Annotated in this window: 10 protein-coding genes; 2 read left to right on the top strand and 8 right to left on the bottom strand. The window is 70.9% G+C overall.

Translation table 11 applies throughout. The annotated features are described in order from the left end of the window. Positions 1-6: 6 nt before the first annotated feature. From VGU03_RS07015 to VGU03_RS06995, 5 genes are all read right to left on the bottom strand, one after another. Positions 7-354, bottom strand: a complete 348-nt coding sequence (locus VGU03_RS07015; RefSeq protein WP_327479673.1) for a GFA family protein — start codon at positions 352-354, stop codon at positions 7-9. Positions 355-423: 69 nt separating this feature from the next. Beyond that, entirely contained in the window at positions 424-3,510 is a 3,087-nt protein-coding gene (locus tag VGU03_RS07010) for an efflux RND transporter permease subunit (RefSeq protein ID WP_327479672.1), read from the bottom strand. A 3-nt stretch (positions 3,511-3,513) separates the two neighbouring features. Next, complete coding sequence (locus tag VGU03_RS07005; RefSeq protein ID WP_327479671.1) at positions 3,514-4,425, bottom strand: hypothetical protein; 912 nt, start codon at positions 4,423-4,425, stop codon at positions 3,514-3,516. Continuing rightward, positions 4,422-5,927 (bottom strand): TolC family protein, encoded by a 1,506-nt coding sequence (locus tag VGU03_RS07000; protein ID WP_327479670.1) that lies wholly within the window; start codon positions 5,925-5,927, stop codon positions 4,422-4,424. The genes VGU03_RS07005 and VGU03_RS07000 overlap by 4 nt, the downstream gene beginning before the upstream one ends. Before the next feature lie 70 nt (positions 5,928-5,997). Continuing rightward, positions 5,998-6,741 carry a SapC family protein gene (locus tag VGU03_RS06995; RefSeq protein WP_327479669.1) on the bottom strand — a complete coding sequence of 248 codons (744 nt, stop codon included), beginning with the start codon at positions 6,739-6,741 and terminating at the stop codon, positions 5,998-6,000. A gap of 251 nt (positions 6,742-6,992) precedes the next feature. On the opposite strand from VGU03_RS06995, the gene VGU03_RS06990 reads away from it, so the two are divergent. Beyond that, positions 6,993-7,592 carry an HNH endonuclease gene (locus tag VGU03_RS06990; RefSeq protein ID WP_327479741.1) on the top strand — a complete coding sequence of 200 codons (600 nt, stop codon included), beginning with the start codon at positions 6,993-6,995 and terminating at the stop codon, positions 7,590-7,592. Here the strand turns inward: VGU03_RS06990 and VGU03_RS06985 are convergent. Then, positions 7,589-8,101 (bottom strand): low affinity iron permease family protein, encoded by a 513-nt coding sequence (locus tag VGU03_RS06985; protein WP_327479668.1) that lies wholly within the window; start codon positions 8,099-8,101, stop codon positions 7,589-7,591. The two genes, VGU03_RS06990 and VGU03_RS06985, sit on opposite strands and share 4 nt — an antisense overlap. Before the next feature lie 128 nt (positions 8,102-8,229). Between VGU03_RS06985 and dxs the strand changes: the two genes are divergently transcribed. Further along, positions 8,230-10,122, top strand: a complete 1,893-nt coding sequence (gene dxs / locus VGU03_RS06980) for a 1-deoxy-D-xylulose-5-phosphate synthase (protein WP_327479667.1) — start codon at positions 8,230-8,232, stop codon at positions 10,120-10,122. 7 nt (positions 10,123-10,129) lie between these two features. Here dxs and prmC read toward each other — a convergent pair whose 3' ends face one another. Both prmC and VGU03_RS06970 read right to left on the bottom strand, forming a co-directional pair. After that, on the bottom strand, positions 10,130-10,954 hold the full coding sequence (prmC, locus tag VGU03_RS06975) for a peptide chain release factor N(5)-glutamine methyltransferase (RefSeq protein ID WP_327479666.1): 825 nt from the start codon (positions 10,952-10,954) through the stop codon (positions 10,130-10,132). Between the two features lie 125 nt (positions 10,955-11,079). Beyond that, complete coding sequence (locus tag VGU03_RS06970) at positions 11,080-13,761, bottom strand: M1 family metallopeptidase (RefSeq protein WP_327479665.1); 2,682 nt, start codon at positions 13,759-13,761, stop codon at positions 11,080-11,082. Positions 13,762-13,800: the final 39 nt, after the last annotated feature.

Raw genomic sequence — 13,800 nt, 5'->3', positions numbered from 1 at the left:
CGCTGGTCAGTAGCTGCGTCCGTCCACCGCCACGCGCTCGAGCCCGTCCAGCGCCACGCCCTCCAGGCAGCGCACGTTGATGGCCGCCATCGCCTGGCCGTCCGGCGCCTGGCCCAGGCCGAACGGCGCACAGCCGCAGGTCGGGCAGAAGCGGTGCTCGATGACGTGCTTGTTGAAGGTGTAGGTGGCCATGTCCTGTTCGGGCGTGGCCAGCGTGAGCTGCCCGCGCGGCACGAACCACAGGAGGTAGCCCTTGCGGCTGCAGTGCGAGCAGTTGCACTCGATGGCCTTGTCCAGCTCGCCTTCGACGTCGAAGGCGATGCGTCCGCAATGACAGCTGCCGTGGTAGCGCATGATGGCCCCCCGTGTCGTGGCGAAGGCCCCATTGGAGCACGCGTGCGTGCCGGATGGGCGGCGCGCCCGCTAGGCCGCGCCGGACTTCGCTACGGGCCGCAGGTAACGCCCGGCCAGCGCGGGCATCACCAGCAGGTTGAGCATGGTGGAGGTGAGCAGGCCGCCGAGGATCACGATCGCCATCGGCCCTTCCACCTCGCGCCCGGGCTCACCGCTGCCCAGTGCCAGCGGCAGCAGGCCAAGCGCGGTCACCAGCGCGGTCATCACGATCGGCGTGAGCCGTTCGCGCGCGCCGCGCAGCACGGTGAAGCGGTTCCAGTGCGCGCCTTCGGTTTCGATCAGATGCTCGTAGTGGGCCAGCAGCAGGATGGTGTTGCGCGCGGCGATGCCGAACAGCGTGACGAAGCCGACCAGCGCGCCAATGGAGAGCACGCCGCCGGTCAACGCCGCGGCAATCACGCCGCCGACCAGCGCAAAGGGCACGTTGGCGAGGATCAGCGCCGTGCTGCGCCGGTCCGGAAAACTCAAGAGCAGCAGCGCGACGATCGCCGCGCCGGCCAGCGCGCTGTGCAGCAGCAGGGTGTGTTGCGCCTGCACCGCGCCCTCGGCGGCGCCGCCGAACTCGACGTAGTAGCCGGCCGGCAGCTTGAGCTGGCGGTCGAGCGCCGCGCGCGCCTTGGCGACGAAACCGACCACGTCGGCCGAGGCGGGCGTGATCGCCAGCACCAGCCGGCGGCGACCGCCTTCGTGCTGCACGCTGGCGCGGCCCTTGACCAGGTCGACCGCGGCCACCTCAGACAGCGGCACGCTCTGCCCGTCCGCCGCCGGCAGCAGCAGGTTGCCCACCGCCTCGGGGTCGTGCGAGGCGATGTCGTCGAGCGTGAGGCGGATCTCCACCGGCTGCACGCCGCGGTACACCTCGCCCACGATGACGCCCTGGTGCGCGGCAGCGACCGCGTCCAGCACGTCGGTCATGCGCATGCCACGGGCGGACAGCCGGTCGGGATCGGGCGCGATGCGCATGGTCGGCACGCTGGGCGACTCGGCCAGCCGCACGCTGCCGGCGCCTGGCACGCTCCGCACGATCGCCTGCGCCTGCGCGGCGAGCGCATCGAGCCGGTCCAGATCCTGGCCGTACAGGCTGAGCGTCACCGGCGCGGTCTCGCCCGAAAGCGACTCGCTGATGCGGTCGCCGAGGAAGGTGACCACTTCGGAGGTCAGCCCGGGATAACCGTCGAGCAGCTTCTTGAGCGCCGTCTCGATGCGGATCTGCGCGTTTGCCGCCAGGCCGGGCTTGAGCTCCACGTGCAGTTCGCCGCGATTGGGCGGCCAGGTGTCCTGCACCGCCTCGGCGCGGCCCATCTGCAACGACACGCTGGCCACGCCGGGAATCGCCAGCACGCCGCGGCTGATGCTCTCGCCGATGCGGTCCATCTCTTCGAGCGAGGCGCCCGAAGGGCCGGTCACCTGCAGTACGAAGTGGCCCTCGCGGAACTCCGGCATCAGCGAGGCGCCGAAGAACGGCAGCGCCGCCACCGCCAGCACGCCGATCAGCAGCACCGCGACCAGCAGGCCGCGGCCGTGCGGCATGGTGCGTTCCAGCAGGTGGTACTGCGCCAGCTTCATGCGCTTGAGCCAGCGCGGCTCGCGATGCCGCCGCCCGGGGCGCAACAGCAGCAGGCACAGCGCCGGCGTCACCGTCAGCGCCACCAGCAGCGAGGCGAACGTGGCCAGCAGGAAGGCGCCGGCCAGCGGCGCGAAGAAACTGCCCTGCAGGCCCGGCAGCAGCAGGATCGGCACGAACACGAAGCCGACCACCACGGTGGCCAGCACCACCGGCCGGCGTACCTCGACCGAGGCGGCCAGGATAGTCTCGATGCGCGGCGCGTCGCGCCCGGCCACGCGCAGGCGGCGGTCGATGTTCTCCACGTCGATGATGGCGTCGTCCACCACCACGCCCAGCGCCACCGCCAGGCCGCCCAGCGTCATGGTGTTGATGGTCCAGCCGAGGTAGCGCAGCGACAGCACGGCGAGCGCCAGCGACAGCGGGATGCTCACGAAGGAGATCAGCGCCGTGCGCCAGTCCTTCAGGAATAGCACCAGCACCACCAGCACCAGCACGGCGCCGAAGGCGAGCGCGTTGCGCATGTTGGCCAGCGCCACCTCCACGAAGGTGGCCGGCCGGTGCAGCGCCGGCACCAGCGTCACGCCCTGCGCCGCGAGCATGGGTTTCAGGTCGTCCAGCGCCTTCTCCACCGCGCGGGTGACTTCCAGCGTGTTGCTCCCGTACTGGCTGGTCATCGCGATGAGGATGCCGGGGCGGGCGTCGATGCGCGCGTCGCCGAAGGCCGGTGCGGCGGCCACGCTCACGTTCGCCACGTCGGCCAGGGTGATGTTGCGGCCGGCATGCCGGGTCAGCACCGTGCGACCCAGTTGCGCCGGGTCGGCCAGGCCGCCATCGGCTTCCAGCACCACGCGCTGGTTGGGCGTGTCGACGTAGCCGGCGCCACGCACGCCGGTGGCGGCGGTGGCGGCCAGACGCACGTCCTCCAGCGTGAGCCCGTAGGCGGCGAGCCGGTCCGGGTGCACGCGCACGTCCCACTCGCGCACGCCACCGCCGAACACGATCGCATCGGCCACGCCGGGCACGGCGAGCAGGCGCGGTTTGATCGTCCAGTCGGCCAACCCGCGCAGCGTGATCGGATCGAGCTTGTCGCTGATCAGGCCGAACTTGAGCAGATCCATGGTCGAAGACGTCATCGGGCTCAAGGACGGCGCGTGCACGCCGGCCGGCAGGTTGGCCGCCGCCTCGGTGACGCGCTCGGCCAGCAGCTGGCGGTCGCGGAACGGATCACTGCCTTCCTTGAACACCACGTCGATCACCGCCAGGCCCTGGATCGACTGCGAGCGCACCACGTCCACGTCGGTGGTGCCGTTGACCGCGTTCTCGATGGTCTGGGTGACGCGCTGCTCCACCTGCAGCGCGGTGAAGCCGGGCGCCTCCACCTGCACGGTGGCCTGCGCCGGCACGAAGTCCGGGAACACGTCGTACTTGGCGTCGAATACGCGCTGCACGCCCAGCGCCAGCACCAGTATGGCCAGCAGGACGACCCAGCCGGACGCGCGCAAGGCGCTGCGGATGATCGCGGCAAGCATCGGTCAGTCGCCCTCTGAGGCCTCGCCGGGCGCCGGCGCGGCATCCACCGCCACCAGCGCCTCGGCGCCCTGCACCACCACGCGCTCGCCCGGCTTGAACGGCGCGCCGACCAGCCAGCCGGCCGGCGTCATCGCACGCGGCGTCACCGCGCGGCGCTCGAACTGGTCGCGACCGGTGGCGACATAGGCCCAGTCCTGCCCGTTCCAGCGCACGATCGCCGCGCGCGGCAGCAACACGCCGCGCACCGGCGGGCCGTCGGACTGCAACTGCGCGGTCAGCACCATGCCCGGCACCAGCGGACCGGCATCCGCTTGCAGCAGCCAGCCGGCGGCCAGGCCCGATGTGCTGCGCGGCAGCCGACCCAGCACCTGCGCGGGCGCGTCCACGCCGTGCGGCATCTGCAAGGTCGCCGCGCGCACCTGCATGGGCGCGTCCGGACGGCCGAGCGGCTCGGCCTTGAGCAGCACCTGCTGGCCGGCGACCAGCGCTTCGATCAGCCGGTCGCGGCGCTTCGCATCCATGTCCTCCAGATCGTCGCCCCAGACATTGCGTAACGCGATGCGCGCCTCGCGCAGCCGCGCCTGGTCGGCGACCGCCTGCGCCTGCGCCGCCTCCAGCGCCTTGCGCGAGGCGTTGCCCTGCGACGCGAGCAGCGCGCGCGTGCGGGCGGCCTCGGCACGCGAGGCGTCGGCGGCGGCCTGCGCGGCGGCGACATCGTCGACCGCCTTGGCCAGCGGCACCGGATCGAGCACATCGGCGACGGCGCGCGTGGTCATCGGCATCTGGCCATCGGCCAGCGTGGCCAGGCGCAGGCCCAGGCGCGATTGTGCGGCGGCATCCAGCTCGGTGGCGCCGACGGTGCCGGTAAGCGAAGCGAACAGTGCCAGGACGGCGAGCGACAGGGATGGCTTCATGGGGATTCTCCTGCGGGAACGGCCTTCCCATCTTTCATCGCAGCGGCTTGCGGGCCGGGCTGCGGGCCCTCGTTCTTGGCCGCGGGCGCGAGCGGATCGCGGGTTTCCATGGGCCGCCACAACGCGGCTTCCTCGGCATCCAGCGGCGTGCGCAACGCATCCTCCAGCGCGGCCTCGGCCTGCCAGGCGGCCTCGAGCGCAGCGAGCGCGGTCTGCTCGGCGGCGAGCGCGGACAGGCGGGCGGCGAGCAGCGCGGGGCGGTCGATGGCGCCCAGCGCGAAGGCATGCTCGGCCTGCGCGCGGGTGCGCTCGGCGGCCTGGCGCCCGGCACGCGCCGCAGCCAGCGCCGGCAGCGCAGTGGTCAGCCGGGCGCGCGCGGCGTCGATGGCGCCGGCGATGTCCGCCTGCACCGCGCGCACGTGCGCCGCGGCCGTCTCACGGCGCGCCCGCGCCTCGGCGATCGGCCCCTGGTTCTGGTTGAACACCGGCAGGCTCAGGCTGGCGTTGAAGGTGAGCTTGCGCATGCCGTGGTCGTAGGTGTAGCCGGGCCCCAGCGACAGCTGCGGGTACTGGTTGTGCACCTGCTGGCGCAGCTCGGTCTCGCGGCTGGCGTAGTCGACCAGCGCACGTTCCAGGTCGGGGCGCGCGAGCAGGGCCTGGTCGGCGAGCGTGTCCAATTGCGCCGGCGTGGGCGCGGTCGGCTGGTCGAAACCCTCCCAGCGCAGGTCCAGGCCTTCCAGCGCGCTGGAAGGCAAGCCGATGGCGCGGGCCAGCTGCGACTGGGCGCCGGCCAGGCGCTGCGCGGCGGCCGCCTGGTCGCTGCGCGCCTGCGCCAAGGTCTGTGCGGCCTGCAGGGCGACCTGCGGCTCGTCCTCGCCCAGCGCCACGCGCTGGCGGGCGGCCTGCTCCAGCGCTTCGGCCGCGGCCATCGTGCGGGCGGCGAGCGTCTGTTGGCGCTGCGCGATGCGTTGCTGCACCAGCGCATCGCGCACGGCGCTGCGTACCTTCCACAGGCTCTCGGCGTAGTCCAGCCGCGCGCCGCGCACGCCCTGGTCGGCCAGCTGCACGCGCAGGCGGCGGCGCAGGCCGCCGTCGAGCAGGAAGTCGGTGCTAAAGCCCCACAGCCAGGGCGCACTGCCGGCCTGGGCCTGGGTATAGCGCTCCAGTGCCAGGCTCAGGGTTGGATTGGGAAGCGCGCCGGCCGTGCGCACGGCGGCGCTGGCCTCGGCCAGGTGGCTGCGCGCCTCGTCCACGTCCGGGTTGAGCGCCAGCGCCGCCAGCACCAGCTCGGCGCGGCCATAGCTCGAGGGCGGCCACTGCCCGTGGTCGCGCGCAGGCAGCCACGGGCGCAGGCGCGCGGCAAGGGTCGGGTCGTCCAGCCGGCGCGCCTGCCACTGCGCCCGCGTCGCGGCCGGATCGACCGGCGCGGGGCGATAGGTGGCGCAGCCGCCGAGCAGGGTCGCGGCGGCGCAGGCGGCCAGGCAAAAAAAAGGATGGCGCATGGCGCCATCCTCGCAAGCCGTGCTTAGCGCTGTCTAAGGCCGCCGCGGCTGGCGCGGCGGCCCGTATGCATCAGCCTTCGGCGCTCTCGCGCTGGTCCAGGCGCTGGGCCAGGCGGTCGATGTTGGGCAGCGACAGCAGGTGCGCGTAGATCCAACCCAGCACGCCTTCGCGGAGGAACTCGTGGGCGGTCTTCTCGTCGAGCTGGCGCAGCTTTTCCTCGTTGACGACGAACAGGCCGTTCAGGTTGATCGACTTGCCGTCCTTCTCCAGGCGGATATTGCGCGGCTCCAGCAGCTGGTGCTTGCGCAGCTGGTCCATGAACCAGTGGGTGCGCGTCACGTGCTGCTGGAACTCGCCCAGGAAACCCACGGCGTTGCTCAGCATCTCGCTGTCGCTGCCGTCTTCCTTGAACAGGCGGTCGCCCTCGTCGCTGCCGAAGCCTTCATAGGCCTCGTCGAGGAACACCGTGAAGTCGTCGCCCTCGGTCCCGGCCGGCTTTTCGGCCAGGATGAACGGATAGCGGCGCACGAAGGCCGGCACGTAGACGTTGGTCGCCCAGCGGCCGTTCTCGTCGACCAGCAGGTTTTCGTTCTGGCGCAGGCCGAGGAGCGCCATCGGGCCGGCATCCTCCATGCTCTGCCCGGCGAACAGGATCGGCAGGTCGCGCGCGGCAATCGGGAACTCCGCGCCGGTCAGCGGCACCGAGTGCGCGGCCGCCGCGAACTTCAGGCTCGGGATGCCCTTCAGGCGCAGGTCCTTGTGCTGGGTGCGGTTGAGCGGCACCGGGCGCTCGTAGAAAAGTACTTCAGCCACGTCTTGTTACCTCTGCCCCGCCGTGCCGGGGCCGCCACCGATGGCCACCCCTCCCAAACCCGGCGTCGGGTCGCGAACTTGCCACTATATCAGCGCCCAGGCGCGCGGGCGAATCCATCTCCCCGCGGCAGATCTGCCAAGCGCGTCAAATGCTTATGCGCGCGCTGTCATCGACTTGGGCTATGCTGGATCGTGAGCGCATCGTTGCATCGACCTACGCCCGAACCTACGAACTGGCTGAAGGAAACCGCATGCTGATGGAAGTGCCGCGCCGGGATCTCAACGCGACCCGGGTGCTCTCGCTGGACGCCGCCGGCCGCATCCTCGACTGGATCAGCTGGCAGGACGCCGTTTGCCTCTATGTCCGCGAGGCCGTGGCCTGGACCTTGGGCGATCCCTGCCTGACCGTGCACGGCGGCCACAACCGCGCCCGCGGCGAGCGCAGCCGCCTGGACCTGCACCCGATCGTCGCCAGCACCGGCCATTGCCGCGACCACGCGATCGATCCGGCGCCGGCGCTGACCAACACCGCCTTGTTCGCCCGCGACCGCCATCTCTGCCTTTACTGCGGCAACCAGTTCGCCCGCGGCGAGCTGACCCGCGACCACGTCGAGCCGGTCTCGCGCGGCGGCAAGGACGAATGGGAAAACGTGGTGAGCGCCTGCCTCGCCTGCAACCTGAAGAAGGCCAACCGCACGCCGCAGCAGGCGCACATGCCGCTTTTGGCCGTGCCTTACCGGCCCAGCTGGGTGGAGCACCTGATCCTGTCCAACCGCAACATCCTGGCCGACCAGATGGAGTTCCTGGTCAGCCACCTGCCGCGCGACCGGCGCGGAGCGATGGCCGCCTAGCTGTCCGGGCCGGCGTGCGCCTCCCGGTGGTCGGCGCTGGCCTGGGCGAGCTCGCGGTCGATCTCCCTGACCTCCTCGCAGGCCTCCTCCGCCTCCTGCTGGGACCGCGCGCGGCGGCTGGCGTCGTGGCTGCGCCGGGCCTCCTCCTCCTTGCGATGGGCCAGCTTGCGGTAGTTCTCGCGGATGCGCTGCAGCGCGTCTTCGTCCAGATCGTCCAGGTCGATCAGCGAATTGCGCGCCTCGGTCGCGCGGATCAATTCATCCAGCTTGATCTGCAGTGCGGCGCTGTCGCGGTTCTGGCTGTTCTGGATCAGGAACACCATCAGGAAGGTAATGATGGTCGTGCCGGTGTTGATCACCAGCTGCCAGGTATCGCCGAAGTGGAACATCGGCCCGGAGGCGGCCCATACGACGACGACGAAGGCGGCGATCAGGAAGGCCGTCGGCCTGCCCGAATAGCGCGCGGTCGCCTCGGCGAAGCTGCGGAAGGCCCGGGAAAGCTGGCTCATGGCTCGCGTCCTCAAGGAGACGTCGGCGCAAGCTTGCGCAGCAATTTGTATGGTCAGCGTGCAGGCTGGCCGCGGGCGTTCATGTTGCCGCCCTTGCCCCGCCCTGCCGCTGGACCAACAATACACGGATGATCGACCTCTCCCGCTATCCCCATCTGGCCCGGATCGAGACGCCGGACGACCTGCGTCGCGTGTCCGACGCCGAGCTGCCCGCCGTGGCGGCCGAGCTGCGCCAGTACCTGATCGAATCGGTCGCCAGCTCCGGCGGCCATTTCGGCGCGGGCCTGGGCGTGGTCGAACTTACCGTGGCGCTGCACCACGTGTTCGACACGCCGCGCGACCGACTGGTGTGGGACGTGGGCCACCAGTGCTACCCGCACAAGATCCTCACCGGCCGGCGCGACCGCATCACCACGATCAAGAAGAAGGATGGCCTGGCGCCCTTCCCGCGCCGCGAGGAGAGCGCCTACGACACCTTCGGCGTGGGCCACTCCTCCACCTCGATCTCGGCCGCGCTGGGCATGGCCATCGCGGCGCAGCGGCGCGGCGACGAGCGCAAGTTCGTCGCCGTGATCGGCGACGGCGCGATGACCGCCGGCATGGCCTTCGAGGCGCTCAACCACGGCGGCGACGTCGAGCCCAACATGCTCGTCGTGCTCAACGACAACGGCATGTCGATCAGCGAGAACGTCGGCGCGATGACCAAGATGATGGCGCGCGCCATGGCCAGCCGCCGCCTCAACGCCGTGCGCGAGCGGGCCAAGAAGGCGATCCCGCGGCAGTCGCTGTTCGGCCGCTTCTTCAGGAACTGGGAGGAGCACGCCAAGGGCATGTTCCTGCCTTCGACGCTGTTCGAGGAGCTCGGCTTCCACTACACCGGCCCGATCGACGGCCACGACATCCCGGCCCTGCTGCGCGCCCTGCGCACGGTCAAGAACCTGCCCGGGCCGCAACTCCTGCACGTGGTCACCACCAAGGGCAAGGGCTACGCGCCGGCCGAGCAGGAGCAGATCGAGTATCACGCGGTGGGCCCGTTCGACCCGGTCGCCGGTGTGGTGAAAAAGGGCGCGCCGGCCAAGCCCACCTACACCGACATCTTCGGCGACTGGCTGTGCGACATGGCCGCCGCCGACGAGCGCCTGCTCGGCATCACGCCGGCGATGCGCGAAGGCTCGGGCCTGGTGCGTTTCTCCAAGGCATACCCCAAGCGCTATTTCGACGTGGCGATCGCCGAGCAGCACGCGGTGACGCTGGCCGCCGGCATGGCCTGCGAAGGCGCCAAGCCGGTGGTGGCGATCTACTCGACCTTCCTGCAGCGCGCATACGACCAGGCGATCCACGACGTGGCGCTGCAGAACCTGGACGTCACCTTCGCGATCGACCGCGCCGGCGTGGTCGGCCCCGACGGCGCCACGCACTCGGGCAGCTTCGACCTGTCGTTCCTGCGCTGCCTGCCGAACATGCTGATCATGGCGCCGGCCGACGAAAACGAGTGCCGAACGATGCTGACCACCGGCTTCGAATACGAAGGCCCCGCCGCCATCCGCTACCCGCGCGGCACCGGCCCGGGCGCAGCCGTGCGCAAGGAGCTGGACACCTTGCCGATCGGCAAGGCCGAGCTGCGCCGGCGCGGGCACGGCCTGGCGATCCTCTCCTTCGGCGCGATGCTCGCGCCCGCCTCGGTGGTGGCGGCGGAACTGGACGCCACGCTGGTCAACATGCGCTTCGTCAAGCCGCTGGACGAGGCGATGATCCTGGAGCTGGCCAGGACGCACGATGCCTTCGTCACGCTGGAGGACAACGCCATCGCCGGCGGCGCCGGCTCCGGCGTGGCCGAGTGCCTGGCCGCGCACGGCCTGGTCAAGCCGATCCTGCATCTGGGCCTGCCGGACGTCTATCTGGAGCACGGCAGCCGCGAGGAAGTGCTCTCGATGGCGGGCCTGGACCTGCCCGGCATCCGCAACGCAATCCGCGCGCGCTTCCCGCAACCGGTCGCCACGATGGCGGCCAGCGCGGGCTGAAGGCGCCCTACGCCGATCGCCCACCGGTCACGCGGTCGCGCCCCTCCAGATCCTGCGCGGTGAATATCTCGCGGTAATCCGCCGCTCCGAGCAGGGCGCGCGCCGCCGCGCCCTGGTCCCAGCCGTGCTCGAACAGCAGCCAGCCACCCGGCGCGAGGTACGCCTGGGCAGCGGCGACGATGCGCCGGATGTCGTCCAGACCGTCCGGACCGGAGGCCAGCGCGCCGGCCGGCTCGAAGCGCAGGTCGCCCTGCGCCAGATGCGGATCGTCCGCGGCGATATACGGCGGGTTGGAGACGATCACTTCGAAGCACGTGCCGGCCAGCGGCGCGAACCAGTCGCCATGGACGAAGGCTGCGTTGGCGATGCGGTTGCGCACGGCATTGCGCCGCGCCACGGCCAGCGCATCGGCGCTCGCGTCGGTCGCGGTGACCCGACCGTGCGGACACTCGCGCGCGATCGCCAGCGCGATGGCGCCGCTGCCGGTGCCCAGGTCGAGCACGCGCGGCGACCCGCCCGGCGGCAGCAGCGCCAACGCCAGCTCCACCAGCAATTCGGTCTCCGGCCGCGGGATCAGCGTGGCCGGATCCACCTCCAGCTCCAGCGTCCAAAAGCCGCGGCGGCCGGTGAGGTAGGCCACCGGCTCGCCCGCCTTGCGGCGCGCGGCCAGCGCGGTGAAGGCCGAAACCTCGGTGTCGGCCAGCGGGTCGTCGGCGTGCGCGATCAGCCAGCTGCGCGGCTTGGCCAGCACGTGGGCCAGCAAAATTTCTGCATCGGCACGGTCGCCAAGAAGGATGGCGGCATCGGACAGGAGTGCGCGGACATTCGTCATCGGGAAGGCTTGCGGGCGGGGCGCCAGTGTAGCCACGCCGCGCGCTGCCGCACCCGTCCTCCTTATCCGTCCAAAGAAAACGCCGGGCGTTGCCGCCCGGCGTTCGGTCACGGCAGGCGCCATCCTCAGTGCAGGATGGCCTGCGGATCCTGCTTGTCCGCCAGCGCGGCACACAGCAGGGTGCGCTCGGTGGTCTGGGCCAGGCCGCGCTCGGCGCCGGTGACGTCCTTGGCGCGCGTCCTGAAGAACGCCTTCAGGCGGTCGGCCTCTTCCTGCGAGCAGCCGCCACCGCCCATCAGCGCGGGCAGGCGGCCACCGGCGAAGCTGCCGGTGCGGGCGACGATCTGGTCGTAGTGGCCCACGGCCCAGTTCCACATCGCATCGCGCTGGGCGCGCGTGTCGCGGCCGCCGCGCAGCAGCGCCGCCATCTCGCCGACCTTGACCTGCTTGTCCAGCGCGAAGTTGCGCACCTGTTCGGCCAGCGCCGGATCCTCGACCGCGCTCAGGCCGGCCAGGATGGCGTTGCGCAGGGCCGGGTCGGAAGTCTTGGGAAGTTCGGCGATCAGCGCGTCGACCGCGCTCTTGCCGTGCTCCTGCACCGCCACCCCGAGCGCCGTGTCCAGCAGGTCCGGATCGGCCGCGCCCAGGTCGAGGCGACCATCGGCCTTGCGCTTGAGCGCGGCGTCACCCTGCTTGAGCAGTTCGGTGCGCACCTGCGGCAGCTTGACGCCGATCGCGAGGAATTCCGCCAGCGTGCTGCGCAGCAGCGAGTCGCCGTCGGCCTCGCCCGGCTTGCGGTGGTAGCCGAGCAGTTCCATCCGCGGCAGATAGGCGGACGAAGCCCATGCACGCAGCGCGGCGCGCTGGGCATCGGTGCGCGCCAGGTAGCGGTTGATCCAGCCGAAGCCGCCCAGCGGCGCGGTGGCCACCTCGCGCACGCGCGAAGCGGTCAGCGGCTTGAGCGCGGCCAGCAGGCTGCCGGCGTCGAGGTCGCCGTGCTGGAAGCTGGCGTCGGCCGCGTCGGCGTAGGCCAGCTGCTCGGCGTCGGTCAGCTTGCCGACCTGTCCGCCCAGCCGCGCCAGCTCGTCCTTGCCCATGCCGAAGCGGTAGTAGCCGCTGGCGTTGGCGTTGGGCATCACCCAGGTGTTCGCCGCCGCGCCTGGCAGCACCATGCCGCCCTGCGCCTTCTGCAGCAGTTCGCAGGCGACCTTGCTGCCATCGGCGGTGCCGTAGCGCACGCACACCGGCACACCCCACACGTGCTTCGCATCGCCCTTGCTGCCGAACGGCAGGTAACGGCTCTGGCTGAGCTCCAGCACGGTCTGGCCGCCCTGCTGGCTCAGCCTGGTCTGCACGTAGGGCACGCCGGGCTGGTTGAGGAAGCTCTTGAACGCCTGCCTGAAGTCCTCGCCCTTATCGGCCGCCTTGGCGATCGAGTCGACCAGGTCGTCGGCGGTAGCGTTGCCGAACTTGTGGTCCTGGATGTACTGGCGCATGCCCTTCTGGAAGGTCTTCTCGCCGACGTAGCCCTCGAACATGCCGAGCACGCTGGCGCCCTTCTGGTAGGTGATCGAGTCGAACGCGGTCTCGATGTCGCCATTGCCGGTGATCGGCTGGCGGATCTTGCGCGCGGTGACCAGGCTGTCGTTGGCCATCGCGCCCTGCGCGCCACGCACGCGGTCCAGGTCGGCGCGGTAGTCCGGGTGCACCTTCATGGTCACCTTCTGCTGCATCCAGGTGGCGAAGGCCTCGTTGAGCCAGATGTCGTTCCACCAGTCGGTGGTGACCGTGTCGCCGGTCCACTGGTGGGCCAGCTCGTGCGCGTTGACGTTGAACGAGCCGCGCACGTATTGCGCCGGGGAATCGGGATCGAGCAGCAGCAGCCAGTCGCGGAAGGTCACCAGGCCGGCGTTCTCCATGGCGCCGGCGGAGAAGTCCGGGGCCGCGAGCAGGTCGAGCTTGTCCCACGGATAGCCGAAGCCGTAGTAGTCCTCCAGCGTGTGGATGATGCTCGGCGTCTCGGACAGCACGTGCCGCATGCGGTGGCCCTCGCCCTTGGCGGCGATGCCGCGCAGCTCGAGCGGCGTGGCGCGGTAGGCGTCCGGCGAGATATCCGGGCCGGCCACGATGTCCCACGGGCCCACGCCGAAGGCGACCAGGTAGGTCGGCAGCGGCTTGGTCTGCGAGAAGGTCAGCGTCTTCCAGCCGTTGCCGGCGGGCGCTTCCTTGATCTGCTTGGTGTTGGCCACGCCCTTCTCGTCGTTGGGTATGGTCAGGCTGATGTCGAACGGCGTCTTGAAGTCCGGCTCGTCGAAGCCGGGGAAGGCATAGCGCGCGCTGATCGGCTCCATCTGCGTCATCGCGTAGGGCACGCCTTCGTGGCTGACCTTGTAAAGGCCCTGCAACTGCATGTTGAGCGGCGCGGTGTAGTCGAAGGAAAGGGTCAGCTGCTGCGGCTTGAGAGTGCCGGCGAAATCGACGCGGACCACACCTTCCTTGGGCGCTGCCTCGACGTACCTGGCCGCGTGCGTCTTGCCGGCCGCGTCGGTCACGCTGACCTTGGCGACCTTAAGGTCGTGTCCATGCAGCCAGATGTGGTCGGAAGCCTGCTTGAGGTCCACCTTGATGACCGTGGTGCCGGAGAAATCCTGCTGGCGCGGGTCCACCTTGAAGGACAGCGCGTAGGACTGCGGCACCGCCCAGCGCGGCAGCTTGCCGTGCGGCACCGGTTCGTTGGTGGCGGCGAAGGCGGCGGCGCAGCAGGTGGCGAGCGCGGTGAGCACGAGCGGGCGGACGAGTCGACGCATGGCGGTTCCCCAGGGGACGGTGAAGGCAAGCCTCGGAAG

The organism is Frateuria sp., assembly GCF_035944355.1.
Lineage (GTDB): Bacteria > Pseudomonadota > Gammaproteobacteria > Xanthomonadales > Rhodanobacteraceae > Frateuria_A.
Note: the sequence above shows the minus strand (reverse complement) of the source record. Positions and strands in the feature narration are given on the sequence as shown.

Excerpts from the sequence above, each read along its gene's own strand:
- prmC (WP_327479666.1), bottom strand. The coding sequence starts at position 10,954 with ATGACGAATGTCCGCGCACTCCTGTCCGATGCCGCCATCCTTCTTGGC.
- VGU03_RS07015 (WP_327479673.1), bottom strand. The coding sequence starts at position 354 with ATGCGCTACCACGGCAGCTGTCATTGCGGACGCATCGCCTTCGACGTC.
- dxs (WP_327479667.1), top strand. The coding sequence starts at position 8,230 with ATGATCGACCTCTCCCGCTATCCCCATCTGGCCCGGATCGAGACGCCG.
- VGU03_RS06985 (WP_327479668.1), bottom strand. The coding sequence starts at position 8,101 with ATGAGCCAGCTTTCCCGGGCCTTCCGCAGCTTCGCCGAGGCGACCGCG.
- VGU03_RS07000 (WP_327479670.1), bottom strand. The coding sequence starts at position 5,927 with ATGCGCCATCCTTTTTTTTGCCTGGCCGCCTGCGCCGCCGCGACCCTG.
- VGU03_RS07010 (WP_327479672.1), bottom strand. The coding sequence starts at position 3,510 with ATGCTTGCCGCGATCATCCGCAGCGCCTTGCGCGCGTCCGGCTGGGTC.
- VGU03_RS07005 (WP_327479671.1), bottom strand. The coding sequence starts at position 4,425 with ATGAAGCCATCCCTGTCGCTCGCCGTCCTGGCACTGTTCGCTTCGCTT.
- VGU03_RS06990 (WP_327479741.1), top strand. The coding sequence starts at position 6,993 with ATGCTGATGGAAGTGCCGCGCCGGGATCTCAACGCGACCCGGGTGCTC.
- VGU03_RS06970 (WP_327479665.1), bottom strand. The coding sequence starts at position 13,761 with ATGCGTCGACTCGTCCGCCCGCTCGTGCTCACCGCGCTCGCCACCTGC.